This is a genomic window from Hymenobacter persicinus, assembly GCF_004167665.1.
In the GTDB taxonomy this organism is placed as follows: domain Bacteria; phylum Bacteroidota; class Bacteroidia; order Cytophagales; family Hymenobacteraceae; genus Hymenobacter; species Hymenobacter persicinus.
On record NZ_SEWE01000060.1, the window covers coordinates 1 to 23,976 of the forward strand.

25 protein-coding genes are annotated in these 23,976 nt (G+C 62.4%); 19 read left to right on the plus strand and 6 right to left on the minus strand.

Translation table 11 applies throughout. From position 1 onward, the window contains the following. The 3 genes from EWM57_RS18985 to EWM57_RS18995 form a co-directional block, all read left to right on the plus strand. A partial coding sequence (locus EWM57_RS18985; RefSeq protein ID WP_129922891.1) for a cupin domain-containing protein occupies positions 1-254 on the plus strand: 254 nt, incomplete at its 5' end. Positions 255-301: 47 nt separating this feature from the next. Beyond that, the gene (locus tag EWM57_RS18990; protein WP_129922892.1) at positions 302-1,195 is read left to right on the plus strand and encodes a hypothetical protein; all 894 of its coding nucleotides are present in this window, start codon (positions 302-304) and stop codon (positions 1,193-1,195) included. Positions 1,196-1,267: 72 nt separating this feature from the next. Continuing rightward, positions 1,268-2,125 (plus strand): dienelactone hydrolase family protein, encoded by an 858-nt coding sequence (locus EWM57_RS18995; protein ID WP_129922893.1) that lies wholly within the window; start codon positions 1,268-1,270, stop codon positions 2,123-2,125. A gap of 6 nt (positions 2,126-2,131) precedes the next feature. Here EWM57_RS18995 and EWM57_RS19000 read toward each other — a convergent pair whose 3' ends face one another. Then, positions 2,132-4,192, minus strand: a complete 2,061-nt coding sequence (locus tag EWM57_RS19000) for a tetratricopeptide repeat-containing sensor histidine kinase (RefSeq protein ID WP_129922894.1) — start codon at positions 4,190-4,192, stop codon at positions 2,132-2,134. 213 nt (positions 4,193-4,405) lie between these two features. Here EWM57_RS19000 and EWM57_RS19005 point away from each other — a divergent pair, with 213 nt between their 5' ends. Beyond that, positions 4,406-4,723 (plus strand): hypothetical protein, encoded by a 318-nt coding sequence (locus EWM57_RS19005; protein ID WP_129922895.1) that lies wholly within the window; start codon positions 4,406-4,408, stop codon positions 4,721-4,723. 87 nt (positions 4,724-4,810) lie between these two features. On the opposite strand, the gene EWM57_RS19010 is transcribed toward EWM57_RS19005, so the two are convergent. After that, complete coding sequence (locus EWM57_RS19010) at positions 4,811-6,385, minus strand: M28 family metallopeptidase (RefSeq protein WP_129922896.1); 1,575 nt, start codon at positions 6,383-6,385, stop codon at positions 4,811-4,813. A 215-nt stretch (positions 6,386-6,600) separates the two neighbouring features. On the opposite strand from EWM57_RS19010, the gene EWM57_RS19015 reads away from it, so the two are divergent. The 15 genes from EWM57_RS19015 (at position 6,601) to EWM57_RS19085 (ending at position 20,527) form a co-directional block, all read left to right on the plus strand. Next, the gene (locus EWM57_RS19015) at positions 6,601-7,596 is read left to right on the plus strand and encodes an aldo/keto reductase (protein ID WP_129922897.1); all 996 of its coding nucleotides are present in this window, start codon (positions 6,601-6,603) and stop codon (positions 7,594-7,596) included. Positions 7,597-7,861: 265 nt separating this feature from the next. Beyond that, positions 7,862-8,776 (plus strand): helix-turn-helix domain-containing protein, encoded by a 915-nt coding sequence (locus tag EWM57_RS19020; RefSeq protein WP_129922898.1) that lies wholly within the window; start codon positions 7,862-7,864, stop codon positions 8,774-8,776. 186 nt (positions 8,777-8,962) lie between these two features. Then, complete coding sequence (locus tag EWM57_RS19025; RefSeq protein ID WP_129922899.1) at positions 8,963-10,774, plus strand: ABC transporter ATP-binding protein; 1,812 nt, start codon at positions 8,963-8,965, stop codon at positions 10,772-10,774. A gap of 37 nt (positions 10,775-10,811) precedes the next feature. Further along, positions 10,812-11,483, plus strand: a complete 672-nt coding sequence (locus EWM57_RS19030) for a hypothetical protein (RefSeq protein WP_129922900.1) — start codon at positions 10,812-10,814, stop codon at positions 11,481-11,483. 272 nt (positions 11,484-11,755) lie between these two features. Beyond that, on the plus strand, positions 11,756-12,196 hold the full coding sequence (locus EWM57_RS19035; RefSeq protein WP_129922901.1) for a hypothetical protein: 441 nt from the start codon (positions 11,756-11,758) through the stop codon (positions 12,194-12,196). Positions 12,197-12,280: 84 nt separating this feature from the next. Next, positions 12,281-12,604 carry a hypothetical protein gene (locus EWM57_RS19040; protein ID WP_129922902.1) on the plus strand — a complete coding sequence of 108 codons (324 nt, stop codon included), beginning with the start codon at positions 12,281-12,283 and terminating at the stop codon, positions 12,602-12,604. A gap of 138 nt (positions 12,605-12,742) precedes the next feature. Then, the gene (locus tag EWM57_RS19045; protein WP_129922903.1) at positions 12,743-13,429 is read left to right on the plus strand and encodes a hypothetical protein; all 687 of its coding nucleotides are present in this window, start codon (positions 12,743-12,745) and stop codon (positions 13,427-13,429) included. A 408-nt stretch (positions 13,430-13,837) separates the two neighbouring features. Further along, a complete protein-coding gene (locus EWM57_RS19050) occupies positions 13,838-14,101 on the plus strand; it encodes a barstar family protein (protein ID WP_165370577.1) in 264 nt (87 codons plus the stop codon). 83 nt (positions 14,102-14,184) lie between these two features. Continuing rightward, positions 14,185-15,189 carry a hypothetical protein gene (locus EWM57_RS19055; RefSeq protein WP_129922905.1) on the plus strand — a complete coding sequence of 335 codons (1,005 nt, stop codon included), beginning with the start codon at positions 14,185-14,187 and terminating at the stop codon, positions 15,187-15,189. A 24-nt stretch (positions 15,190-15,213) separates the two neighbouring features. Next, a complete protein-coding gene (locus tag EWM57_RS19060; RefSeq protein WP_242510146.1) occupies positions 15,214-16,038 on the plus strand; it encodes an alpha/beta fold hydrolase in 825 nt (274 codons plus the stop codon). Between the two features lie 48 nt (positions 16,039-16,086). Beyond that, positions 16,087-16,980: a cation diffusion facilitator family transporter gene (locus EWM57_RS19065; protein ID WP_129922906.1), complete on the plus strand. Its 894-nt coding sequence runs from the start codon at positions 16,087-16,089 to the stop codon at positions 16,978-16,980. Between the two features lie 81 nt (positions 16,981-17,061). Continuing rightward, on the plus strand, positions 17,062-18,318 hold the full coding sequence (locus EWM57_RS19070; protein WP_129922907.1) for a M1 family aminopeptidase: 1,257 nt from the start codon (positions 17,062-17,064) through the stop codon (positions 18,316-18,318). Between the two features lie 83 nt (positions 18,319-18,401). Then, positions 18,402-18,920 (plus strand): hypothetical protein, encoded by a 519-nt coding sequence (locus EWM57_RS19075; protein ID WP_242510147.1) that lies wholly within the window; start codon positions 18,402-18,404, stop codon positions 18,918-18,920. A 143-nt stretch (positions 18,921-19,063) separates the two neighbouring features. Next, positions 19,064-19,768 carry a hypothetical protein gene (locus EWM57_RS19080; RefSeq protein ID WP_129922908.1) on the plus strand — a complete coding sequence of 235 codons (705 nt, stop codon included), beginning with the start codon at positions 19,064-19,066 and terminating at the stop codon, positions 19,766-19,768. Positions 19,769-19,849: 81 nt separating this feature from the next. Further along, on the plus strand, positions 19,850-20,527 hold the full coding sequence (locus tag EWM57_RS19085; RefSeq protein ID WP_129922909.1) for a metallophosphoesterase: 678 nt from the start codon (positions 19,850-19,852) through the stop codon (positions 20,525-20,527). A gap of 78 nt (positions 20,528-20,605) precedes the next feature. On the opposite strand, the gene EWM57_RS19090 is transcribed toward EWM57_RS19085, so the two are convergent. The 4 genes from EWM57_RS19090 to EWM57_RS21960 form a co-directional block, all read right to left on the minus strand. Continuing rightward, positions 20,606-21,436 carry an enoyl-ACP reductase FabI gene (locus EWM57_RS19090; protein ID WP_129922910.1) on the minus strand — a complete coding sequence of 277 codons (831 nt, stop codon included), beginning with the start codon at positions 21,434-21,436 and terminating at the stop codon, positions 20,606-20,608. Positions 21,437-21,574: 138 nt separating this feature from the next. Beyond that, a complete protein-coding gene (gene recN / locus EWM57_RS19095) occupies positions 21,575-23,248 on the minus strand; it encodes a DNA repair protein RecN (protein ID WP_129922911.1) in 1,674 nt (557 codons plus the stop codon). Between the two features lie 295 nt (positions 23,249-23,543). Then, the gene (locus EWM57_RS19100) at positions 23,544-23,738 is read right to left on the minus strand and encodes a PID-CTERM protein-sorting domain-containing protein (RefSeq protein WP_129922912.1); all 195 of its coding nucleotides are present in this window, start codon (positions 23,736-23,738) and stop codon (positions 23,544-23,546) included. 80 nt (positions 23,739-23,818) lie between these two features. Then, on the minus strand, positions 23,819-23,971 hold the full coding sequence (locus EWM57_RS21960; protein WP_394345434.1) for a T9SS type A sorting domain-containing protein: 153 nt from the start codon (positions 23,969-23,971) through the stop codon (positions 23,819-23,821). Between the last annotated feature and the right edge of the window lie 5 nt (positions 23,972-23,976).

Here is a 23,976-nt window from a genome sequence, read left to right on the forward strand (position 1 = left end):
TGGCGCCGCCCCACTGGAGTGAGCCCCACCAAAACCCGGAGTTCGACGAAATCACCATCGTGGTGCGGGGCCGCAAGCAGTTTGAGGTCGACGGCGACGTGATTGAGCTCGGGGCCGGGGAGTCGCTGCTGATCAAGGCCGGGGCCCGGGTGCGCTACTCCAACCCCTTCGACACCGAAGTGGAATATTGGTCGATTTGCGTGCCGGCGTTTTCGATGGACACCGTGAACCGGGAAGACGAGCCGGCGAGCTAGCTGGCCCGGCCCCACCCGCCTTCTGGTTTCCCGCTTAGCTTCCGCCTATGAATCTGCTGTATCTGGTATTTGGTGCCAATATAAAAAACCACTTCCAGGCCAACTTCTCCATTCTCACGTTCCTCAAGCACCGCGCCGGCCTTACCAGCATCACGGTGGTAACCGACGCGCCAAACTTTTACCGCCACCTCGACGAGTTTGTGACGGTGCTGCCCGTGGACGAGGCCACGCTGCAGGAGTGGAAGGGCGAATTCAACTTCTTCTGGCGCATCAAAATCAAGGCCCTGGAGCACGTGGCCCGGCAATTCCCCAATACGCCGATTCTGTACCTCGACTCCGACACGTTTCTGCACGGTTCCTTCGAGGCCCTGCACGAGACGCTCCGCCGCGGCACGGCCCTCATGCACGAGCCCGAGGGCCAGCTTTCCCAACTGGGCAGCAAAACCGAGAAGCTGATGTGGAACCAGACCCAAGGCCATACCTACGGCGGCGTGCGCCTCACCGAGCGGCACACCATGTGGAACGCGGGCGTGGTGGGCATTCCGGCCCTGCGCGCCCCCGACGCCATTGCCCTGGCCCTGACCATCTGCGACGAGCTGAGCCGGCAGCAGGTCACGCCCCGCCTGATCGAGCAGTTTGCGCTGTCGGTGGCCCTGGCCGAAACCTTCGGACTGCAGGCCGCCCGGCCCCACATCGGCCACTACTGGAGCAACAAGGACGAGTGGAACGAGCACATTGCCGCGTTTTTGCTCGAGTCGCACCTGAGCGGGCGCACCGTGCCGCAGGAAGTGGAAGCCGTGGGGGCGTTTGACTTCCGGGTCGTGCCGGTGGTGCGCAAGCTCAAAAACACGCGCCACCGCCTGGAAAACCTGGTGCGGCGGCTGTTTCCGCCCAAGCAGGTTGTTTACGTCGGCGACGCCGAGTTGCCGGCCGACGAGTAAGCTGCCGCCGGCGCGGGTTGGCGGGCTTTTCCGTTATCTTTCAAACCGACACTCACCTTCACGCATTGCCGTATGGACCAGCGCATCATCAACCTGTTTGACGAGTACACCCACCGCCCGCTTTCCCGCAAGGAATTTATGGAACGGCTCGTGAAGCTGACCGGCGGCTTGGCTCTGGCCACCACGGCCCTGGCGGTGCTGGAGCCCGGCTACGCCCAGGCCGCCACCGTGGCCGAGCACGACGAGAAGCTGGTGACTGAGGAAGTAACCTGGCCCGGCGACGGGCTGACCATGAAAGGCTACTTGGCCCGCCCCAAGGGCAAAAAGAAGCGCGGGGCGGTGGTCGTGATTCACGAAAACCGCGGCCTGACGCCCCACATCAAGGACGTGACCCGGCGCGTGGCCCGGGCTGGCTACCTGGCGCTGGGCGTCGATGCGCTGTCGGGCGCGGGGGGCACGCCGGCCAACGAGGACGCGGGCCGGGAGCTGATTGGCAAGCTCGACCCGCAGCAGAACCTGCACAACTACCTGGCGGCCCTCACCTACCTGCGCCAGCGCCCCGACTGCAACGGCCGCACGGGCTGCGTGGGCTTCTGCTGGGGCGGGGCGCTGGCCAACCAACTGGCCGTGCACGACCCGCTGCTCAACGCGGCCGTGGCTTACTACGGCATGCAGCCCAAGGCCGAGGATGTGCCCAGCATCAAGGCCGCGCTAATGCTGCACTACGGGGGCCTCGACGAGCGGGTGAATGCGGGCATTCCGGCCTACGAAGCCGCCCTGAAGGCCGCGGGCAAGCCCTACGAGCTGTTTGTGTACGAGGGTGCCAACCACGCCTTTAACAACGACACCTCTCCCGCCCGCTACAACCCGGAAGTGGCCAAGCTGGCCTGGGACCGGACCCTGCGCCTGTTCAAGGAAAAGCTGGGCTAAGCGGCTCTAGCTGCGAACCGGCAGCGTGATAAGAAACTCGGTCAACTCGTCGGTGGACGTTTCCAGCGTCAGCGTCCCACCGTGGCCCTTAATGATGTCGTAGCTCAGGGCCAGCCCCAGGCTGCTGCTTTCGCCCTCGGTGGGCGACAGGAAAACCCGCTGAAAAATGCCGGCCCGGGCTTCATCCGACAGCGGCAGGCCATTGTTGCCCACCCGGATTTCGAGCTGCTGTCCGGCGCGGCGGGTTTGCAGGCGCACCTGGGGCACGTACTCTTCCTCCCCCAGGCGCAGGCGCTGCTGCACGGCGCCCATGGCGTGGGCAAACAGGCTGACCAGGGCGCGGCCCAGCTCCTGGCGCACAATGTCGACCATCCCTACGGCCGGATCGAGCTGGGGCAGCAGGGCGGCGTTGAAATGGCGGTTTTTGGCCCGCATGTCGTGGTAGGTCAGGCGCAGGTAGTCTTCGGCAAAGGTGTTGAGGTCGGTGAGCTGCCGGGGGCCGGGACTGGTGCTGGAGTATTCGAGCATGCCGCGCACGATGGAGTCGGCGCGCTGGCTGTGCTGCCCGATTTTAGCCTGATACTGACTCAGGTTGCGCAGCATCTCGTCCATGATTTCCAGGTCGTCGACGGTGAACACGCCCTTGGCCAGCTCTTCGCCCAACTCCTGGCACAGGCCCACGCTGATACCGGCCAGGTCGCGGATGGCGTGGGCGGGCATCTGAATCTCGTAGGCTACGCCGGCCATCAGCTCGCCCAGGGAAGCCATTTTTTCGCGCAGCACGAGCTGGTTCTGGGTGGCTTTGAGCTCGAGCAGGGTCCGGGCCAGGTTGTCGCGCTGGGCAATGAGCTCTTCCTTCTGCTCGGTTATCTGCGCGTTGAGCTCCTGCAGGCGGGTATTGGCCCGCTGCTTGTGGTGGTTGTTGCGCCAAAGCAGCAGCGCCAGCAGTAGCAGCACGGCCACGCCCGCCAGCAGGGCGTAGGTGCTCACCCGGGTCACGTACTGGCGCTGCTCTTCCTCAAGCTGGCGCAGGCGCTGCTGCTCGGCAAAGCCAATGGCGTCGAGTTGCTTGATGCGCTGGGGGTTGTAGAGGCTGTCCTGGGCCGTGAGCATGATGCGCATGTACTTCAGGGCGCTGTCGGGCTGCAGGCTGGCCTGGAAGGCCTCGTTGAGCAGGCTGCTGGTGCGCACTACGCCAATCACGAAGGGCAGGCGCTGGCCAATGACGAGGGCCTTGCGGGCGTAATAGATGCTGGAGTCGGGCTGCTGGCGGGTGCGGTACAGTTCGGCCATGTACTGGAAGGCCCGGCAGGCGCTGCGCAAATCGTTTTCGGGAATGGCCGCCTGGGCGCTGCGGCGGTAGTAGCCCAGCGCCTCTTCATCGTGGTGCAACGAGGCCTGCAGCAGCCCCAGCTCCCGCAGCACGTAGGGCGCCGGGTTGCCCCAGGGGCTCTGGTGCACCGTGCGCGACTTATTCGTGAGCTGCCAGGCCTGGTTGAGGAAGTAGGCGGCCGAGTCGAGCTGGCCCAGGCCTTCGTAGCCGGCGCCGAGGTTGGCCAGCACGCTGATCAGCTGGGAGTCGTCGCGGATTTTGTTGTGCTCATAAATCTGCTTGGACCGGAAGAAATACCCCAGTGCGGGCCGGTAGTCTTCCAGGGCGTGGTAGAGCAGGCCGGTCTGGTTGAGCGTGCGGGCCATGCCTTCCCAGTCGTGGCTGGCCTCGTTGAGCTGCAGGGCACTCAGGTCGATGCGCAGGGCCTGAGGCAGGTTGCCCCGCTCACTCATCAGAATGCCGATGCGCGAGAGGCAGCGCCCCTCCCCTTTCTTGTACTTGATGCGCTGGGCCAGGTTCAGGCCCCGCCAGGCGTAGTGCATCACCGAGTCGAAGCGGGAGTAGCGGTAGGAGGCGCTGATATCGGCCAGCAGCAGCACCCGGCTCGTGTCGGTGGTGGCGCGGGCCAGGGCCTGCTTTAGCGCGGCCGTCTGCGGGCTCTGGGCCCGGGCCCGGCTCAACCCAACTCCGTACAAAATGCCCATCAGCAGTAATACCGCCCAAACTTGCTTCATGTGCGAAAATAAAGAAGCGCGGTCGGCCCACGGTTATGCTGCCCAACAATTAATTAACAAATTCCTATTCTTGGTTCCGGGGCCAGCAGTCCGGCCGGTTGTTTGACCAGCGCCGCAAAAGCCTGTTACGGACTCAGAAATGGCTTTTGTTTGCCCCAAAGCTAGGGGAAGCTACTTTATAGTAGCATCTTTAGGCCGTTAATTATCGGCTTAATGCGCATCCCTAGCTTACCATCCATTATCCTGCTACCGATGGTCGGGCTGCTGCTTGGCACCCGGCCTGCCCTGGCTCAGAGCCGGCCGGCGCCTCCGCCCCGGGCCGAGCCCGAAAAGGCCGAGCTGACGGTCCGCGTGGCGCTGCCCTCGGCGCTGAGCGCAGTCCGGGACTACGGCAAGATCCTGTTCTCCAAAGACCAGGACAAGCTGCAAAACCTCGTCAACCGGCGCAAGCGCCCCACCGAAAACATGGTCCTGAGCTTCCCCGTGACGGTGCCGCGGAGCTGGATCCGTAAGCTCGAATCCCAAAAGTAACCCGCGGACCCGGGCAGGGCGTTTCCCATAAAAAAAGCCCCGCTTGGCAGTACACCAGGCGGGGCTTTTCTACTGCGGCTGCTTCGGCTACTGGGGCTTCACGGCCGCGGGCAGGGCTTTGCGGGGCAGCTTCTGGTCGCGCATGGCGGCGTTGTAGACGAACGAGGCCACCACTACCGAAGCCTGCTTGAGGTCTTCGGGCACGAGCCGGTCGTAGGTGTCCTGGTTGGTGTGGTGGGTGCGGGAGCCGTAGTCGAGGCCGTCCTGGATGAACTGGAAGCCGGGCAGGCCCACGGCGTCGAAGGCAATGTGGTCGGTGCTGCCGGTGTTGCGCAGCGTGACGGTGGTGGCGCCCAGGTCGGCAAACGGGGCCAGCCATTGGGTGAAGATGGGCGCCGCCGCCTCGTTGCCCTGGGCGTAGATGCCCCGGATTTTGCCGCCCCCGTTGTCGAGGTTGAAGTAGGCGCTCAGCTTTTCGTGGGCCGGCAGCAGCACCATCGTGGCCGGGTCGGCGAAGTGATTTTTCACGTAGCCCCGCGAGCCGTGCAGGCCCTGCTCCTCCTCACCCCAGAGGGCAATGCGGATGGTGCGCCGGGGCTTCAGGCCGCTGGCCTGCAGAATCCGGACCGCCTCCATCATCACGGCGCAGCCGGCGGCGTTGTCGGTGGCGCCGGTGGCCGCGTGCCAGGAGTCGAGGTGGCCGCCGAGCATGACGACTTCATTTTTGAGCTTTTTATCGGTGCCCGGAATTTCGGCCACTACGTTGTAGCCCTTCAGGTCCTGATTCTGGAAGCGGGTCTTGGTTTCGAGCTCCACTTCCACCGGCACGCCAGCTTCCACGAGCCGGATCAGGCGCAGCTGGTCCTCGGTCGACATTTCCAGTTCCGGCAGCACGGGTTTGGCGTCGGCGGCGTAGGGCGCCCCGTTGGAGGTGTTGAAGGTGCCATCGGTGCCCCCGCGGTTGCTGAGCACGGCCGCGGCGCCCTCAGTCTGGAAAAACTCCGCCATGCGGGTGCGCAGCGCGGCCTGAGCCTTACGCGTAGCCAGCCGCTCGGCGTCGGTGGGCGTACCCGCGGCGGGCGCGGCCGGCTTGGCGGGCGCCTCGGCCAGCTTTTTCAGTTCCTCGTCGGAATAGCGCTTGGCATCCGGCTCGAAGCTGGGCTTGAGGGGAGCGGGCACGGGCAGCACCACGATTTTGTCGCGCAGCTGCCCTTTGAACGGCTCCAGCTCGGCCTCCGAAGTAGCCTTGACATAGACCACGGGCTTACGCAGCGCCCCCGCCGTGCCGGGCGTCCAGGCCTTAGGCGCCCCAATCAGGGTGTGGTAGTAGGGCGCCGTCATGGCCACGTACGACTTCTCAATATCCCAGCCCCGACCGAAGTCGCCCCAGGGCTCGATGCTGGCGCCCGTGAGGCCAAACTTGGTGAGCTGGCTTTTGGTCCACTCGTTGGCGCGCTTCAGGCCGTCGGAATTGGCCAGGCGCGGACCGCACACGTCGGTCAGGTAAAAGGCCGTGGCCATCACCTGGGAGCGGTTCAGGCCCTCCTCCCGGATTTTGGCCAGGGCCGCGGCGTCGAGTTTTTCGGTGGTCTGGGCGCGGGCTGCCGGGGCCAGGGCCAGCGCGCCGGCCAGCGTGAGTAGGGTGAGTTGTTGTTTGAGCATCGGGCAAGGTTGGGTTGGCAGTTCTAAAGTAACCGGAATCCTGGTGGCGTTGCGCCAGCCGCGGCGACTTCGGCTCCGCCAGCCGGCGGGGCCAGCGTTTTGTGCTGCAAAAGCTGCGGTTTGTATAGGCCTACCGCCGCCTGGGGGTCTCACCTTTGCTCCCGACCAAAGCACGGCGCTTTAGGCAGTATCATCTTCTTCACACAACTCCCACTATGAGTACCCTCAAACGAGTAGCATTAGGCAGCCAGGGGCTGCAAGTTCCCGTCGAAGGGCTGGGCTGCATGGGCATGACCGGCGGCATCAACGGCATGAGCGTGTACGGCGAGGCCGACGAGCGGGAAAGCCTGGCCACGCTGCACCGGGCCCTGGAGCTGGGCGTCGACATGCTCGACACGGCCGACCTGTATGGCCCCTTGCACAACGAGCGGCTGGTGGGCAAAGCGCTGGCCGGCAAACGCGCCCAGTACACCGTGGCCACCAAGTTCGGCTTCGAAATAGACGACCAAGGCCAGTGGACCGGCGGCTACAACGGCCGGCCCGATTACGTGCGCAAGGCCATCGAACGGTCGTTGCGCAACCTGAACACCGACTACGTCGACCTCTACTACCTGCACCGGCTCGACCCGAACACCCCGATTGAGGACACGGTGGGCGCCATGAGCCGGCTCGTGGAGGAGGGCAAGGTGCGCTACCTGGGGCTGTCGGAAGTACCGGCCGACATCCTGCGCCGGGCCCACGCCGTGTACCCGATTTCGGCCCTGGAAACCGAGTACTCGCTCTTCGACCGCCGCGTGGAAGACGACGGTATCCTGCGGGCAAGCCGGGAAATGGGTATCGGCTTCGTGGCCTATTCGCCCCTGGGCCGCGGCTTCCTGTCCGGCGACATCAAGACGCCCGACGACTTTGAGGCCAACGACTCCCGCCGCTTTTTTCCCCGCTACCAGGGCGAGAATTTCTACCACAACCTGGCATTGGTGGAAAAGCTCAACACCCAGGCCAGGGCCAAGGGCGTGACGGCGGCCCAGTTGGCCCTGGCCTGGGTGCTGGCCCAGGATGTGGTGGTGATTCCGGGCACCAAGCGCCGCACCTACCTCGAAGCCAACGTGGCCGCCGCCAGCCTTGCGCTCAGCGCCGCCGAGCTGGCCGAGCTCGACGCCATCATGCCCGTGGGCAGCGCCGCCGGCGCGGCCTATCCGGAAGGCTTTTAGTCGAATCCAAGCAGAGCGTCATGCTGAGCCCGGCGAAGCTTCTCGCCTGCTGACGTTGTTGGATACAGAACGTCGTGTTGAGAGCTTGCCCAAGAATCTTATCTGCTGATGTTGTTGAATAAATGAACGTCATGCTGAGCCTGTCGAAGCATCTCTACCGCTCCGTTGAAGTTACCATTGCATGCGAGATGCTTCGGCTCCGCTTTGCTGCGCTCAGCATGACGTTCCATCAGGTAATAAGTAAGCTAAATCACTTTCACTGGTCATGAAACAGCCTGCCAAAGAATTCACGGTGCTGGCCTCGGTGTCGGATTTTACCCGGCACTTCGGGTTTCCGGCTCCGGCCCACCCGCTGCTTACCGTTATCGACCTGGCCCAACACCGCCAGCTGATGCCCGCAGCCGGACCAGCTCTGCGCCAGCTCTACATCATTTCGCTGAAGAAAAACCTGAAGGGCCAGATGCAGTACGGGCGGCAGTCCTACGATTTCAGCCAGGGCGTGCTGGCCTTCTACGCTCCCGGCCAGCTCTGCGAAAACAACGACTCCCTCGACATTTCCGAGCTCAGCGGCTGGATGCTGGTCTTTCACCCCGACCTACTGCACCGCTACCCGCTGGGCAAGAAGATTACCGGCTATGGGTTCTTTTCCTACCAGGTCCACGAAGCGCTCCACCTTTCCGAGCGGGAAGAACAGGTGCTCGACGGCGTGCTCAGCGGCATCCGCCACGAATACGGCCAGCCCACCGATGCCTTCAGCCAGGATGTGCTCGTCTCCCAGCTCGACGTGCTGCTGAGCTACGCCAACCGCTACTACCACCGCCAGTTTCTGACCCGCCGCCCCGCCGAACACGATCTGCTGACCCGCTTCGAGCAGCTGCTGACCGCCTACTTTGCCCAGGGCGAAACCCAGCCCCTGCCCTCGGTGCAGCACTTCGCCGACGCCCTGCACGTGTCGCCGGCCTACCTCAGCGACCTGCTGCGCACCCTCACCGGCCAGACCACCCAGCAGCACATTCACTACGGCCTGATCGAGAAAGCCAAGCAGCTGCTGCTCACCACCTCCCTGACCATCAACGAAACCGCCTTCCAGCTCGGCTTCGAGTACCCGCAATACTTCACCCGCCTGTTCAAAAGCAAAACCGGCCTTACCCCGGCCGCCTTTCGGATTGCGGCGCAGTAGGCAGGGAAAGTAAAAGACCGTCATGCAGAGCGCAGCGAAGCATCTCGCGTGCTGATGCAGGATTACTATTCGGACATCAGCACGCGAGATGCTTCGCCTCCGGCTCTGCATGACGGGCTATTAGGTGTACATAAAAACCCCACCCCCGCTCCCCGCGTCTAACCCGGCAGTACCACCCTGCCTGCTATGAGTCTCTGGGAAATTATTCGCCGCCTCTACCCCTACGTGCTGCCTTACCGCCGCCTGGTCATCAGCACGCTGCTGCTGACGCTGGTGGGCTCGTTGGCGGCCCAGGTCAACCCCTTCGTGCTGCGCTACACCGTTGATACGGTCCAGAAGCTGCTTGATACCAACCAAGGTTTGAGCCAGGGTATCCCGATGTTGCTGTGGGTGAGCGGGCTGCTGCTGGGCAAGGAAATCATCAACACCTTCATCCAATTCGGGCAGAAGTTCTACGGCGAGAAAATCCGCATCAGCGTGTCCAGCACCCTCTCCCAGGACGCTATCCACAAGATTCTCAGCTACCAGCTGGGCTTCTACTCCGACTCGGGCAACCAGACCGGCAAGCTCCAGACCCGCATCGACCGGGGCGTGGAAAGTTTGATGAAGCTGGTCCAGAACTTCTTTATCGATATCCTGCCCCTGTTTGCCAACGCCGTGGTGGCGCTGGTGGTGATGTACGCCGCCAACGTGTACGTGGGCCTGGTCGCCACGTTTATTCTGCCCATTTACTTCTGGATCAGCTACCGCCAGGCCGACAAGCTCAACGGCACCCGCCGGGCCCTGCGCGGCCTGCGCGAGCAAAAAAGCCAGGGTTTGGTCAACCTCATCGACTCGGCGGTGGTCATTAAGAGCTTCGTGCGCGAGGACTACGAGGAGCAGAAGCAGAACGGCCTCCAGCAGCAATTGCAGGAAGCCCAGCTCGAAACCCGCAAAACCAACTTCGTCTACGACGGGCTCAAAACCTTCGTCGAGCAGGTGGGCGTGGTGCTCATCATCATCCTGACGGCCTACCTCGTGCTGAGCGGGCAAATGACCATCGGGGCCATCATGTTCCACATTCTGCTCTTCAACAACGTGTCGGCCCCCATCCGCCAGCTCCACCGCATCTACGACGAGATGAACGAGGCGCTGACCTACTCCGAGGGCTTCTTCGACATTCTCGACGCCCAGGACGCCAAGGAGAAAACCGGCACCTTGCCCGCCGACCACGTCCGCGGCACCTTCGACATCTGCAACGTGGACTTCACCTACCCCAGCGGCACCCAGGCCCTGCACGACGTGTGCCTGACCATCGAGGAAGGCAAAACTACCGCCCTGGTGGGCTTGTCGGGCGCGGGCAAAAGCACCATCCTGAACCTGCTCTGCAAGTTCTACGAGCCCGACCACGGCAAGATGCTACTGGATGGCCAGCCCCTGGCCGACTACGACACCCACGCCCTGCGCCAGCGCATCGGGCTGGTGCTCCAGAAAAACCACATCTTCAAGGGCTCCATCGAGGAAAACATCCGCTACGGCGTCATGGACGCCACCTTCGAGCAGATCCAGGCCGCCGCCCGCCAGGCCTACCTCCACGACCAGATCCTGGAGCTGCCCAAGGGCTACCAGAGTGACGCCCAGCAGCTCTCCGGCGGGCAGCAGCAGCGCATTGCCATTGCCCGGCTGTTTCTGAAAAACCCGCCCATCATCTTCCTCGACGAGCCCACCGCCTCCCTCGACGCCATTGCCACCGAGCAGATCAAGAACTCGCTCGACGCCATCAAGCAGGGCCGCACGGTGGTCATCATCTCCCACTCCCTAGCCCAAATCGTGGATTCCGACTGCATCTACGTCATGAAGCAGGGCCGCATGGTGGAAAGCGGCACCCACGACCAGCTCTACGACCTGCGCGGCACCTACCGCGAAATCTTCGACGCCTCGGCCCGCAGCCTCAACATCGAGAAGCTGGCCAAGGCCATGGTGGACGACGGGGATGAGGTGGAGGATACGGCGGGGTAGAATATGGAAATTCACGCCGGACCGCATCTGTCTTTACATGAACAACGTCGTCTGTCTCGCCATCCTAAGCCTGTGCTTGCTTTGCAGCTGCCTCGGGGCCCGTATCGTTTCCTCCGCTGACGTTTCCCCGTTTGCCACGTACGTTGAAGGCAGTAATTTCGAAGGAGTTGTCTTTTCTGAGACCTACAATCCTTTCACAGGCAACTACAACATCAACCAGGAATTTAGACAATATAAGGAAGGCGTCTCGCGCCGGTTCACGCCAACAGTTACGCAGATTGAGCTTGCAGAGCGAATTCTGCAGAAAGAATTACGGCACTATAGCCGCAGGAAGAACCTTCGGGGATTGGGCCCGGTAATTCACACAAGGCTACCCAAGTACCACCGCCAGTACCTGGGCTACACATCAGCCCAAAATGAAGATATCGTTTTTATCAATGCTGGTCGGGACCAGTATACCCTACTAGACCGGTTGCAAAACCTTCACCCGCGGAATACTACCTGGAAATATGATTATCAGATTGTGATGGATGGAGGCAGCTATTACTGGCGAGTCGAAGTCAACTTGACTACGGGCAAATTATCAGGGTTTGGCGTCAACGGAGTAGCCTTCTCCCACCGCACAACGCATGACAGGCGTAGGACCAGCGCGGCACCTAACACGAAATATTTCATGCCTCTGCCCGTAGCCTCAATATCGAGAAGCTAGCCAGGGTGCTGGTCGATTATAGGGATGAGGTGGAGGATACGGCGGGGTAGTTGGGTCACCAGCCCAGAATAGTAATGCAGTAGGTTGGCGCTACCTTCGCGGTAGGCTGGATTTCTTCCAGCCTTCTTACTTCCTATTGCAGCCTCACAGCGCCCATGAATCACTTACGACTCTGTAGTCTCATTATTTTACTGATCCTGTGCAGCTCTTACAGCTGCAGTGATAAAGCCAGTAGAGCCCAACCTGATTTTACTGGCTTTACTCTGCGAGACATGGGCGGAGTTGACTTGATGGTTCCCAACGATTGGGTTAAGGTTGAATCCTCTGATTCGGGAACCTTGGCATACCGCGCCAATTGTGCTGAAAGCAAAGTTTTCTGTGAGAATGTAATAGTAAAGACGGCGAAGGGTGATAAAGCCAACCTTAATTTAGAGGCCTTGCTACGCGAGTTTATAGCGACAATGCCTACTAAGATTGACAGCTTCAGTATTAAATCTGTGAATGATACTGTCATCAACAGTATTCACATGAAAGTGGTGAGTTACACAGGCCAAAAAGACGGTTTCCCTGTGGCCTCCTATATGGCAATAGCAGCTTACGACACCACGGTAATGCAGATAGGCTTTGCATCTGAAAATACCGAGCAGGAATACTTCAAAACGTATCTGCCTATTTTCGAGAAGATGCTGCAATCTGCAAAACGCAGCAATTAATTGACTGGCACTGCCCCTACCGTCACTAGGCCATGCCGGACGGCTACAGCCAGGAGTTACAATCACGCACTACTTATTCCCTCAATGACTTCTTTCAACAAAAAACAGCTTGCTATCCTGGCAATCCTGGCGGCGGTTAATCTGCTGCTCGGCCCGCTGGTAGTCGGCAACGGCCAGGACCTGACCGGAAGGACTATCGAAGCGCACAGCCCGGAAATGCGGCGGGCTGGCATCATAACTACTTTATTCGGCATTCAGCTTTTCAGCGTAGTGCTCGGGGCGCTATTTGCCGCCATTCCTTACAAGCAAAAGCCCTACAACGAAAAGCTACTCACTTTATCCCTGAGCATTGCCATAGCAGTGCAGGGCTTTATGCTGTTAGCTGGAATTATTAAACTATTATTCTAGGTCAACCAGCAGCACAATTTCACAGCTCAACAAATATTCTTCTTCCAGATTTCATTCCACCTGACAATTAAATACCTTAACCCCCGGTCCGCACTCGACGGTCCGGGCTATTTTTTTTAATCATTATCCCCATTCATCATGCCTGCTTACCAGACGTATTTCGACAATTTCTTCGCGGCGCTCCCTATGTCGCGCACCAACTTTAAAGCCCTGGGCACCGCTACTCACACGGCCGTGCAGCAGGCCAAGCTGGGTGCCGAGTTCACGCCCCGTCTCACCGAGTTGCAAGCGGCCCTCGACGGCTTCGACGAGAACCTGACCGACGCGGCCGAATCGACGGCCGGGAGCACGGCCGCTTTCCGCGCCGCCCGCAAGCAGTGGCTGGAGTTTGTCGATGACACGATGAAGGACTACGTGACGCCCAAGCTGCGGAAGCTGCCCGCCTACGCCGATTTCAAGAAGTACAACAAGAGCAAGCTTGGCCTGCTCGACCAGGCCCGACTGCTCCAGGACTCCAAGCTGCTGCTGGACCTCTACGCCACCCACGCCGCGGCCCTGGCTTACCCCGGCCTGCCCGCCGCCGCCCAGGCCGCCTACCAGCCGCTCGTGGCCGCCGACCACAGCCGCGGCACCGCCGGCGCGGCCCGGTCCCAGGCCCGCGTGGCGCTGTCGGCCGACTGGCTCACCCTGGCCCGCGCCCTGCGCCGCCTTAAGGCCCAGCTCGAGCTGCGCTACGACGACCCCGCCCAGGTGTACCGGTTCTTTGATTTTGGAAAAACCCGCGTAGCCAAACGACCCGCTAAAGTCAGGGCGGCTGTTTTATAGCCGATACTGCGCCGGGACTTGTCCCAAGGCCCATCCATCACTGTAAAAGGCCGTCGGGACAAGTCCCGATGGCCTTTTACATTTCGGGTAGTCCACCGGGACTTGTCCCGGCAAGCCTATACTCTTGTTGTAGCCCATCGGGACAAGTCCCGGGGGCTTTTCTGAGTTATTGAATGCTATCAGCACAAGTACCGAATCGTTTCCAATTCTATTGGAGGGCAGCAAGACAAGTGCCAGTGGCCTACTCCAGCTCCTGCGACCCGTTGAACGGTGTAGAGACGCATAGTTGCGTCTCAATCGTTGCGGACGCAAGTACGAGCGGGCTTGTTCGTCCAACCCCCAGACGCAAGTATGCGTCTCTACGGGGTGCGGATAGCCTGTTGTCCCCTCTTCACCCCACCCCTGCCCATGACTCTCGACCTGACCGGCATTCAAACCAAAGCCGCCCTTCACCAGCTGTTTAAGGAGAAGCTGGGCTTCGAGGACTGGTACGGCCCGAGCTGGGACGCCTTTTGGGATTCCATTGTAGCTATTGTGGAAATGCCCCAGGAACTGGTGCTCACCAACTGGGAGGAGTTTGCCCGCTGCTGCCCCCGGGATATGGCCATACTCCGGCAGGTGATAGAAGACTACGAGCAGGAAATGCGCCCGAAGCGGATTGTGCTGGGGTAGCGGGCCGGGAAAGCAGCGGGCGACACCAGAATATGGGCCTGCGGGAAGAATTACCTTTGGGCCGCCCATTTGCCTTCTGTCCGATGAAATACCTCCTGCTTGTGGCGCTGCTGAGCGTCGGCGTTTCCGCCGGGGCTCAGAAAGCCCCCTTTGCGTTGCACCCCATCCCGCTGCCCCCGGAAATGGCGGATAAGAACAACCAGTTCTCCGGGCTCTACCTGCGCGGCCACGAGCTGCTGCTGCTCTCGGAGAGCCGCCTGCAGGAGCGCGCCGAGGCCAAGGTGTACGGCATCAACCTGGGCAGCATCGACGACCAGCTGGCCGGCAAAGTCAAGACCGTAGAATACCGGAAATACAGTATCCGGGGGCTGGACCGGATAAAGGCCCGCATCGACAGCGCCTGCCAGCTCTACGAAGGGCTGGAGGGCCTCACGATGCTGGGCGACGACGCCTATTTCACCATCGAAACCACCACGGCCTCGACCTACTGCTACCTGATTAAGGGCCGGCTCAGCGAAGAAAACGCCGCCATTACCCTTGATACCCGCTACCTGGTGCCGCTGCCCAAGCCGGCCCTCACCGATGGCACCCACATCAGCAATGCCGGGTTTGAGGCGGCCGCCGGCTACAACCAGAGCCTGCTGTTGCTCTTCGAGTACAACTACTTCACCCACGACAACGTGGCCTTCCGGCTGCCCACCGCCGCCGTCCGAAACGATATTCCGCAGCACGTGCCCGTGGCCCGCCTGCCCTTCCGCGTCACGGACCTGACGTACGAAGGCCACAACCGCTTCACGGCCATCAACTACTTCTACAGTGGCGACGAGGACAGCGTGTACCGGGCGCCCGGCACCGACCCCAACGCCCGCCTTATTCGCACCGGCACCGGCTACCAGAACTACTGCCGCCTCATCAGCCTGCGGTATAAGCACGACAAAATCACCTGGAAACCGCTGTTTGAGCTGCCGCGGGAATACAGGACCTACAACTGGGAAGGCCTGGCCGCTTACCGAAACGGCTACTTTCTCATCAATGACAAGTACGGGCCTTCGGGCCAGTCTACTTTGCTGTATCTTCAGAAGCAGTAACGCCCCTATTTATCCCCGCTAACTATGCTGCGCTGCCTGCTGCTCCTGTCGTTTTTACTGGTGGGCCCGCTGGCCTGGGGCCAACCGCCCGTGCCCTACGGCCACAACCCCAAAGCGGGCCACTACGCCACCCTGCGCGGGGTGAAGCTCTACTACGAAACCTACGGCACGGGTGCGCCCCTGCTGCTGCTGCACGGCAACGGGGGCAGCAGCCAGGACTTTCAGCAAACCATTCCCTACTTCGCCAAGCGCTACCGCGTCATTGCCCTCGACAGCCGGGCCCACGGCCAGTCGGTGGATGCGGCCGACTCGCTGAGCTTCGAGATGCTGGCCGACGACTGCGCGGCCCTGCTCACCCACCTGCGCCTCGACTCGGCCTACGTGCTGGGCTGGAGCGACGGGGGCATCACGGCCCTGCTGCTGGCCCTGCGCTACCCCGGCAAGGTGAAAAAGCTGGCTGCTACCGGCGCCAACCTCTGGCCCGACTCCACGGCCCTGATGCCCGCGCTCTGGCAGCAGCTGCAGCGGGGCTATCAGGAAGGCCGCACCCAGACCTTTACCGACCCCAAGCGCCGCAACGACTGGAAGGTGTTTCGCCTTGACTACGACCAGCCCCACGTGCCGCTGGCGGCCCTGGCCCGCCTCAAGGCGCCCGCCTTTATCATTGCCGGCGACCGGGACGTGATTCGCCCCGAGCACACGGTGGCCATCTACCGCAGCCTGCCCCGGGCCTGGCTCTGGATGGTGCCCAACAGCGGCCACGCCACCCTGCTGGAGCACCCCGACGAGTTTAACCGCCAAGTCGACGCTTTTTTTCAGGCCCGCGCCCTGGCGCCGCCGGCCCGGTAGCGGCGGGAGCCGTACCTTTGGGGTGCTCCCGAGCCCTCTCCCCTGCGCATGACCAACGAACAAACCGCCATCAAGGCCACCTACTTCAGCATCCTGGGCAACACGGTCCTGGCCCTGGCGAAGTGGACGGCCGGCTATTTCGGCAACTCCTACGCCCTGATTGCGGACGCCATTGAGTCGACGGCCGACATCTTTGCCTCCTTTCTGGTGCTGTTCGGCATCAAGTACGCCAGCCGCCCCGCCGACGACAACCACCCCTACGGGCACGGCCGCATCGAGCCGCTCATCACCTTTCTGGTGGTGGGCTTCCTGATTATTTCGGCCACCATCATCGGCTACGAAAGCATTCTGAACATCGGTACTCCGCACGAGCTGCCCCGGCCGTTTACGCTGGTGGTGCTGGGCGCCATCATCATCTGGAAGGAAATTTCCTTTCGCATCGTTATCCAGAAGAGCCGGGAAACGAACAGCTCCTCGCTCAAGGCCGACGCCTGGCACCACCGCAGCGACGCCATTACCTCGGTGGCCGCCTTTATCGGCATCTCCATCGCCTTGTTTTTCGGCAAGGGCTACGAGTCGGCCGACGACTGGGCGGCCCTGTTTGCCGCGGGCTTTATCTTCTACAACAGCTACCTGATTTTCCGGCCCGCCCTGGGCGAAATCATGGACGAGCACCTCTACGACGACCTGGTGGCGGAGGTACGGCGGGTAGCCCTGACCGTGGACGGCGTGGAGGACACCGAGAAGTGTTTCGTGCGCAAGGCTGGCATGAAGTTTCACCTCGACCTGCACGCCACCGTGGCCGCCGACCTTACCGTGCGCCGCGGCCACGACATTGCCCACCACCTCCAGGACACCCTGCACCAGCAGCTGCCCGACCTGGGCCACATCCTGATTCACATCGAGCCCAGCGACCTGGGCGCTCCTGAAACGGCGGCGTAGTGGCTCACGGGGGCTAGCATAGGCGTGCCGGGTCCCGGGAATTGGTAGCTTCGGGTCCGCATCCGCTCTATTCCTACCCGCATGTTCTATCGATTTATCTTGCTCTGCCTGGGCTGGCTGGCCCTGGCCGCGCCTAGCCGGGCCACCAACACCGTGGCCGTGGAGCTGACCGTTCACCCCGCCACCCACTCCTTTTCCTGCCGCTACACGCTCACGGCCCGCTCCGCGGCGGGACTGGAGCAGCTGGCCCTCAACCTGGACAAGCACCTGACCGTGGCCAAGATGCGCGGGCCCCACCTGCGCGCGGCCACGGCCCGCCCCTTCTTCGACACCTTTCAGCAGGACACGCTCCGCCGCCTAGACCTGCGCTTTTCCCGCCTGCGGCCTCAGCAGACCGTGACCATCGAGTACGGCGGACCACTGCCGGCGCGGTTTTACACCGACAGCCTGCTGGAGTTTACACCCTTCGCCAACTGGCTGCCCACCCTGCCCAACCGGGAGTATGAGCTGGTAACCTACCGCCTGCGGGTGCGGGTGCCGCCCACCTACCAGGTGGTAAGCACCCATGCGCCGCGCCGCCACCGGGCCGGCTACTACGAGTTTGCGGGCACGGCGCCCAACATCGAGATAACCGCCCTGGCCGCGCGCCGCTTCACCGTGCTGACTTCCCCACCCGGCCCCGGGGCTGCAGTTAGCATTTACAAGGCCAACCGCCCTGCCAACACCCTGGACTCGGTCCTGCTCGACCAGGCCCGGCGCATTATTCGCTACCACAACCGGATTATCGGCGGCCGGGACTCCATCGGGCAGTTTACGTTTTTGCTGCCGGGTACCAACCGCAACGCCGGAGGCCTGCTCGATAATGCGGCCGTAGTAACCTACTCCGACTTCGACCCGCGCAAGCCGGGGGAGCTGCTGATTCTGGCCCACGAAATCAGCCATAAGTGGTGGGGCTACGGCACCTGGAACACCTACGACAACTGGCTCAACGAAGGCTTTGCCACCTACAGCGGCCTACTGTACCTGCAAGCCGCCGGCGACACGGCCAGCTTCCGCCGGGGGCTGGCCCAGCGCCGCGCCCGGGCGGCCGGCGCCCCGCCCATCATCGGCTTCGATCTGCGCACCTCCGACTACGCCACCCTGCGCCGGGTGGAGTACGACAAGGCCACCATCGTGCTGCACGAGCTGCACCAGCGCCTCGGCGACGCGGCCTTCTTCCGCCTGCTGACCGCCACGGCCGCCGCCCGCATCGAAACTACGGCCGCCTTTCTAAACCTGGTAGAACAGCAGGCCGGCCGCCCGACCCGCGAATGGCTGGTCCGGCAGCTGAGCACCTGAGCCACTACCTCGGGCATCGGGTGGCGCGCCGGCCCTATCTTCGCGCGGCCTTCCGGCTGTTTACCTTCCGCTTCTCCCCGCTTATGACGCCTCACCTTCCCGCCCAGTCTATGCTCCCGGCCGCCCTGGCTACCCCAGCCGCGCTGACCGACTACCTGCTGCATTTTGTGCGCGAAATTGGCATTCCGGTGCGGGAAGAGCCCATTCCTAGCCCGTCCTTCCTACCCGGCCTGCTCATCGACGCGGGCCAGCTCGTGGTGGACCGGGACCAGCTGCTCTACCCCGGCGACATCCTGCACGAGGCCGGCCATATTGCCGTTACGACGGCGGCCGAGCGGCATTTAGTGGGCGGCAACGTGACGGAGCACAACCCCGAGAAGGAAGGTGAGGAAATGGCCGTGCACGTGTGGTGCTACGCCGCCTGCGTACACCTGGGCCTGCCCGCGGCCGTTGTGTTCCACCCCGACGGCTACAAGGGAGCCTCCGACTGGTTTATCGATACGTTCGGACAGGGCCAATACGTGGGCCTGCCCCTGCTGGTGTGGATGGGTCTGACGACCAACGACACTTACCCGCGCATGACTGGATGGCTGCGGGCCTAAGCCGGCAGCGTCTGGGCTACGGGGCCAGGCTCGACAATAGTTGCCGGGTTTGTGGGCATTTAGCGTTGCGTAGCGTACACCCCAGACGAAGGCCCAATCCACTGCCTTCGTTCGGCGCTTCGCCGGCTCTTCATCCGCCTATTATGACCAACCCCACTTTCACCGTAGAACGCCTTTCCTTCGACACGCTCAGTGAGCTACCCAACGCCTGGACCAACCAGGACTACTTGGCGCTGCTGCGGCTGATGAGCTACGACAACCCCGAGGAAATAGCTCCGGCCGAGCTGAAGGCCATGTGCCTGATGTCGTTGACTGACCTGGAGCCCGCCGAAGCGGCCGAACTGGTGCTGGGCTACCTGCTTGCCGAGCAACTCAATGCCGGCCAAATCCAGAACCTGGCCCACAACATGCTCACGGAGAAACTCTGGGAAGAAAACCCCGAGCTGGGGCAGCACCAAGGCTTTTTCAACGCCACGCAACTGCTCTACGAAGCCTACAACGGTAAATTCCCCCGTCCCGAAGCCGTGCAGTTTCAGGTGCAGCTCACGGCTGCCGCCCCCGCCAGCCTGGCCATTTTCGAACGTCAGCCCGAGGCTCCGCTGCTGCGCCTGCTGGCCCAGGGCATGCCCGACAACACCCTGCTGCGCCGCCTGTTCGGTGAGCAGCTGGCGGGCACCAGCTTCCCCGAGGCCCAGGACATTATCTGGCAGCTTAAGCCGGGAGCTAAAACCGAGAACATCATTTCCTTCGACGTGGTCAGCTCCGCCTACTGGCTCGACGACTTCAAGTACGCCGACTCCTACCAAGCCACCACCCAGGCCGAGGAAATAGCCGACACCCCGGAATAACGCCGGCATTTCCGCCGCGAAACTTCGCGTCCGCTCTGTTGCCAGTTGGCCGCGGGGCGGACGCTTTGCGTACTACCGGGTATGGAAACCTACGTGGTCGGCGACATTCACGGGGCCTTTCGAGCCCTGGAGCAGGTGTTGGAGCGCAGCCCCTTCCGCCCCGGCATCGACCGGCTCATCCAGCTCGGCGACGTGGCCGACGGCTGGCCCGACACGCCCCTGTGCGTGGAAAAGCTGCTGAGTATTCCGAACAGCATCTGGCTGCAGGGCAACCACGACTGGTGGACGGCCGAGTGGCTGGCCACCGAGTTGCCGGCCGAGGCTGTGAACCAGAGCTGGTACTCCCAGGGCGGGCAGGCCACCTACGATGCTTACCAGCTGATAGCCCCCCAGGTACGGCGGCAGCACTTCATGGCCTTTTTCGGGCAGCAGCTCCCCTATTTCGAAGACGAGCACCGCAACCTCTACGTGCACGCCGGCTACGAGCCCACCGAGCCCATTGCCGACCAGGACCCGGCCGACCTGATCTGGCGCCGCCACCTGTGGCAGTACGGCTGGCCGGCGCTGGGCTACCACGAATGCTTTATCGGCCACACGCCCACCTGCCAGGAGCCCTGCCGGCAGGCCAACGTGTGGAACCTGGACCAGGGCGCGGGCTTTGCCGGCCGGCTGAGCATGCTCAACGTGCGCACCAAGGAGTTTGTGCAGAGCGACCCGGTACCCGGTCTGTACCCCGGCGTAAAGGGCCGCGGGAGCTGAGCTGCCGGCGCTCCGCCGACGCCCCAACAAAAAAGCCCGACCTCTTTGGTCGGGCATTTTCGCGGAATTGCAAGCAAATTAGGCCTTCGTTTCGCCGTACTGGGTAATGGCGTCCACGATTTCCTCGGAGATGCCGGTGGTGCTGAAGCCGCCGTCGTGCATCAGGTTCTGCATGGTCACGTAGCGGGTCAAATCCGAAAACAGGCTGATGCAGTAGTCGGCGCAGGCTTCGGCCGGGGCGTTGCCCAGGGGCGAGAGTTTGTCGGCGTACTCGTAAAAAGCGTTGAAGCCGCTGATGCCGGTGCCGGCCGTGGTTTTGGTCGGCGACTGCGACACGGTGTTCACGCGCACTTTCTTGAGCTTACCCAGGCGCTGCCCGTAGCTGCGGGCAATGCTTTCGAGCACGGCCTTGGCCTGCGACATGTCGGTGTAGTCGAGGAAGGCGCGCTGGGCGGCAATGTACGACAGGGCTACGGCCGAGCCCCACTCGTTGAAGGCGTCCTGCTTTTCGGCCACGGCCAGCATCTTGTGAAACGACAGCGCCGACACGTCCAGCGTCTTCTGGAACCACTCGTAGTTAAGCTCGCCGTAGTGCTTGCCCTTGCGGATGTTGGCGCTCATGCCGATGCTGTGCAGCACGAAGTCGAGCTTGCCGCCGAGGTGCTCCTGGGCGCCGCTGAACAGCTTTTCCAGGTCTTCCATCGACGTCGCGTCGGCCGGGATAATCAGGGCCTCGCACTGCTCGGCCAGCTTGTTGATTTCGCCCATGCGCATGGCCAGCGGGGCGTTGGTCAGCACGAAGCGCGCGCCTTGCTCGTAGGCTTTCAGGGCTACTTTCCAGGCAATGGATTCTTCATTAAGCGCCCCCGAGATGATGCCGACTTTGCCAGCGAGTAGGTTATTGGACATTGGTTTGTGGTTATTCGTTTTTGGTTTTTGGCTTGTTCTGACGACCTGCGCCGTCTTTTGGGCTAACTAGGCGGCCGTAATTCAACCCCCAAGTTTACGAATAACCAATCACCAAAAACCAAAAACCAAAAACCAGCCCTACCCCACCAGTTCCTCGCCGCGCATGGCCAGCAGTTCGCGGGCACTCTGGAAGGCATTTTCGCTGGGCTTGGCGCCGGCAATCATGTGGGCAATTTCGCGGATGCGCTCCTCCGTGCTCAGCGCCCGGATCCGGCTCACGGTGCGGTCGGCGCGGTCTTCCTTGTACACGAAGTAGTGCGCGTCGCCGGCGGCGGCCATCTGGGGCAGGTGGCTGATGGCAATGAGCTGGTGCTTTTTGGCCATCTGTTGCATCATACGGCCCACCTTCACCGCAATTTCCCCGGAAATACCCGTGTCAATTTCGTCGAACACGATGGTTGGCAGCGCGGTTTTGTCGGCCAGCATATACTTGATGCACAGCATCAGGCGGGAGAATTCCCCACCCGAGGCGGCCTTGCTCAGCGTCTGGGGCTGGGCGCCCTTGTTAGCCGTAAACAGGATGCTGACCACGTCGAGGCCGCTGGCGGCGGGCTCCCCGGCCGCGTGCTGCACCACGATACGGGCGTGGGGCATGCCCAGCTCGGCCAGCAGCGCGCCCAGCTCCTTCTCAAACTTCGGGAACGACTTCTGCCGGCTTTCCGAGAGCTTGGCGCCTTGGCGCTTCACGGTGGCCAGCGCCCCCTCCGTGTCCTTGCGCAGGCGGGTGATTTCCTTGTCCAGGTTCAGCACCGAGCTCACCTTGCGCCGCAGCTCGTCGCGCACAATGATGAGGGCTTCCAGGTCGCGGACCTGGTGCTTGCGCTGCAGGTTGTAGAGCACGTTCAGGCGCCCCTGCAGCTCATCGATGCGGGCCGGGTCGCCCTCGGTGCGCCGCTCGGCGGCCTCCACCTCATCGGCAATGTCGTGGAGCTCAATCAGGCAGCTGTCGAGGCGGGCTTTCAGGGACTGGAACTGGTCGGCGTAGCCCGCAATCTGGCCCAGCATGGTGGCGGCATCCTTCATGCTGCCCGTGGCGCAGTACTCACTTTCGCTCAGGCTGTGCAGCGTCTGGGTGAGCTTGTACTTGATTTCTTCGGCGTGCTCGAGCTGCTTGACTTCCTGCTCCAGCTCTTCCTGGTTTTCACTGTCGAGGCGGGCTTCCTCCAGCTCACCCAGCAGAAAGCTGTGGTAGTCGAGCTCCTTGTTGGCCTGCACCACCTGGTTTTCCAGGGCCTTGAGGTCGGCTTCGAGCTTGCGGTACTGCCGGTAGGCGTTGCTGTACTGCCCCCGGGCCGGCACCAGCCCGGCGTAGAGGTCGAGCAGGTTGAGCTGAAACACCGCGTCGCCCAGCAGCAGCGTGTCGTGCTGGGAGTGAATGTCCATCAGGTTGGCCCCGATTTTCCGCAGCGCGTCTAGGGTCACGGGCGTGTCATTCACGAAGGCGCGGGATTTGCCCGTGGGGCTGATTTCGCGGCGCAAGATGCACTGCGCGTCGTAGTCCAGGTCTTCCGACTCGAAGATATCCTGCAGGTGGTAGGTGGAAATATCGAACTGCCCTTCAATGACGCATTTGCGTTGGGTGTCGAAGAGCATCTTGGAGTCGGCCCGGTTGCCGAGCAGCAACCCAATGGCGCCCAGCATGATGGACTTGCCGGCCCCGGTTTCGCCGGTGATGATATTGAGCAGCGCCGAGGGCCGTAGCTCCAACTGCTCGATAAGGGCGTAATTTTTTATGCGAAGGTCAACCAGCATGGCGCGTCTTGTTAGCGGGAATAGTGCCCAAAGGCCACCCGCGCCAGCAGTTATAGCAACTACAAAAGCGTTTCAGCGACTCCCAAAGGCATTTCGACTAATAAAATTAGTCATTCTACCCAACACCGCAAGGCAGCCCAAGCATTTTAGCAAAATCTTGCGGGTCAGCCTTCTCCGCTCCACTACTCAGAATGCGGAGCAACAAGCCCGGGTGCTCCAACAAAAAAGCCCCGGCTGTCGGACGACAACCGGGGCTTGGAATGGCCGCTTTTGTTGCGGAGCGCCGCGCGGCGCTTTACCGCCGGGCGCGGCGGCGCAGCTTTTTCAGGCCGTAGGCCGCGCCGGCGGCCAGCAGCAGCGAGGCGCCACCGTCGACGGGCACGTCGGTCACGGCGCCGGGGCGGGGGCCGCCGTTGCCGGGGCCCTGGGCTCGGACGGCCGGGGCGGCCAGCAGCAGCGCGCTGAAGAGAAAACCAAGGAAGTATTTCATAGACAAACGAAAAGAAAAGGATAAAGCGGCTGGGCCGGGCCGACCACGGCGCGTGGCCGGGCCCAGCTCTTGCCGCCGGATTAGTTGACGACGACCTTCTTGGTGATGGTCGTGGCGCCGGCCTGGATGTGCAGCAGGTACACGCCCAGCGGCACGTCCTGCACGTCCATCGTGGTCTGGGCGCCGGCGGCGGGCAAGGCCAGCAGGCTCGTGCGCACGGTCTGGCCCAGCACGTTGA

Bases quoted from the DNA above. Each gene is read 5' to 3' on its own strand.
- EWM57_RS18990 (WP_129922892.1), top strand. From the start codon at position 302: ATGAATCTGCTGTATCTGGTATTTGGTGCCAATATAAAAAACCACTTC.
- EWM57_RS18995 (WP_129922893.1), top strand. From the start codon at position 1,268: ATGGACCAGCGCATCATCAACCTGTTTGACGAGTACACCCACCGCCCG.
- EWM57_RS19000 (WP_129922894.1), bottom strand. From the start codon at position 4,192: ATGAAGCAAGTTTGGGCGGTATTACTGCTGATGGGCATTTTGTACGGA.
- EWM57_RS19005 (WP_129922895.1), top strand. From the start codon at position 4,406: ATGCGCATCCCTAGCTTACCATCCATTATCCTGCTACCGATGGTCGGG.
- EWM57_RS19010 (WP_129922896.1), bottom strand. From the start codon at position 6,385: ATGCTCAAACAACAACTCACCCTACTCACGCTGGCCGGCGCGCTGGCC.
- EWM57_RS19015 (WP_129922897.1), top strand. From the start codon at position 6,601: ATGAGTACCCTCAAACGAGTAGCATTAGGCAGCCAGGGGCTGCAAGTT.
- EWM57_RS19020 (WP_129922898.1), top strand. From the start codon at position 7,862: ATGAAACAGCCTGCCAAAGAATTCACGGTGCTGGCCTCGGTGTCGGAT.
- EWM57_RS19025 (WP_129922899.1), top strand. From the start codon at position 8,963: ATGAGTCTCTGGGAAATTATTCGCCGCCTCTACCCCTACGTGCTGCCT.
- EWM57_RS19030 (WP_129922900.1), top strand. From the start codon at position 10,812: ATGAACAACGTCGTCTGTCTCGCCATCCTAAGCCTGTGCTTGCTTTGC.
- EWM57_RS19035 (WP_129922901.1), top strand. From the start codon at position 11,756: ATGGGCGGAGTTGACTTGATGGTTCCCAACGATTGGGTTAAGGTTGAA.
- EWM57_RS19040 (WP_129922902.1), top strand. From the start codon at position 12,281: ATGACTTCTTTCAACAAAAAACAGCTTGCTATCCTGGCAATCCTGGCG.
- EWM57_RS19045 (WP_129922903.1), top strand. From the start codon at position 12,743: ATGCCTGCTTACCAGACGTATTTCGACAATTTCTTCGCGGCGCTCCCT.
- EWM57_RS19050 (WP_165370577.1), top strand. From the start codon at position 13,838: ATGACTCTCGACCTGACCGGCATTCAAACCAAAGCCGCCCTTCACCAG.
- EWM57_RS19055 (WP_129922905.1), top strand. From the start codon at position 14,185: ATGAAATACCTCCTGCTTGTGGCGCTGCTGAGCGTCGGCGTTTCCGCC.
- EWM57_RS19060 (WP_242510146.1), top strand. From the start codon at position 15,214: ATGCTGCGCTGCCTGCTGCTCCTGTCGTTTTTACTGGTGGGCCCGCTG.
- EWM57_RS19065 (WP_129922906.1), top strand. From the start codon at position 16,087: ATGACCAACGAACAAACCGCCATCAAGGCCACCTACTTCAGCATCCTG.
- EWM57_RS19070 (WP_129922907.1), top strand. From the start codon at position 17,062: ATGTTCTATCGATTTATCTTGCTCTGCCTGGGCTGGCTGGCCCTGGCC.
- EWM57_RS19075 (WP_242510147.1), top strand. From the start codon at position 18,402: ATGACGCCTCACCTTCCCGCCCAGTCTATGCTCCCGGCCGCCCTGGCT.
- EWM57_RS19080 (WP_129922908.1), top strand. From the start codon at position 19,064: ATGACCAACCCCACTTTCACCGTAGAACGCCTTTCCTTCGACACGCTC.
- EWM57_RS19085 (WP_129922909.1), top strand. From the start codon at position 19,850: ATGGAAACCTACGTGGTCGGCGACATTCACGGGGCCTTTCGAGCCCTG.
- EWM57_RS19090 (WP_129922910.1), bottom strand. From the start codon at position 21,436: ATGTCCAATAACCTACTCGCTGGCAAAGTCGGCATCATCTCGGGGGCG.
- recN (WP_129922911.1), bottom strand. From the start codon at position 23,248: ATGCTGGTTGACCTTCGCATAAAAAATTACGCCCTTATCGAGCAGTTG.
- EWM57_RS19100 (WP_129922912.1), bottom strand. From the start codon at position 23,738: ATGAAATACTTCCTTGGTTTTCTCTTCAGCGCGCTGCTGCTGGCCGCC.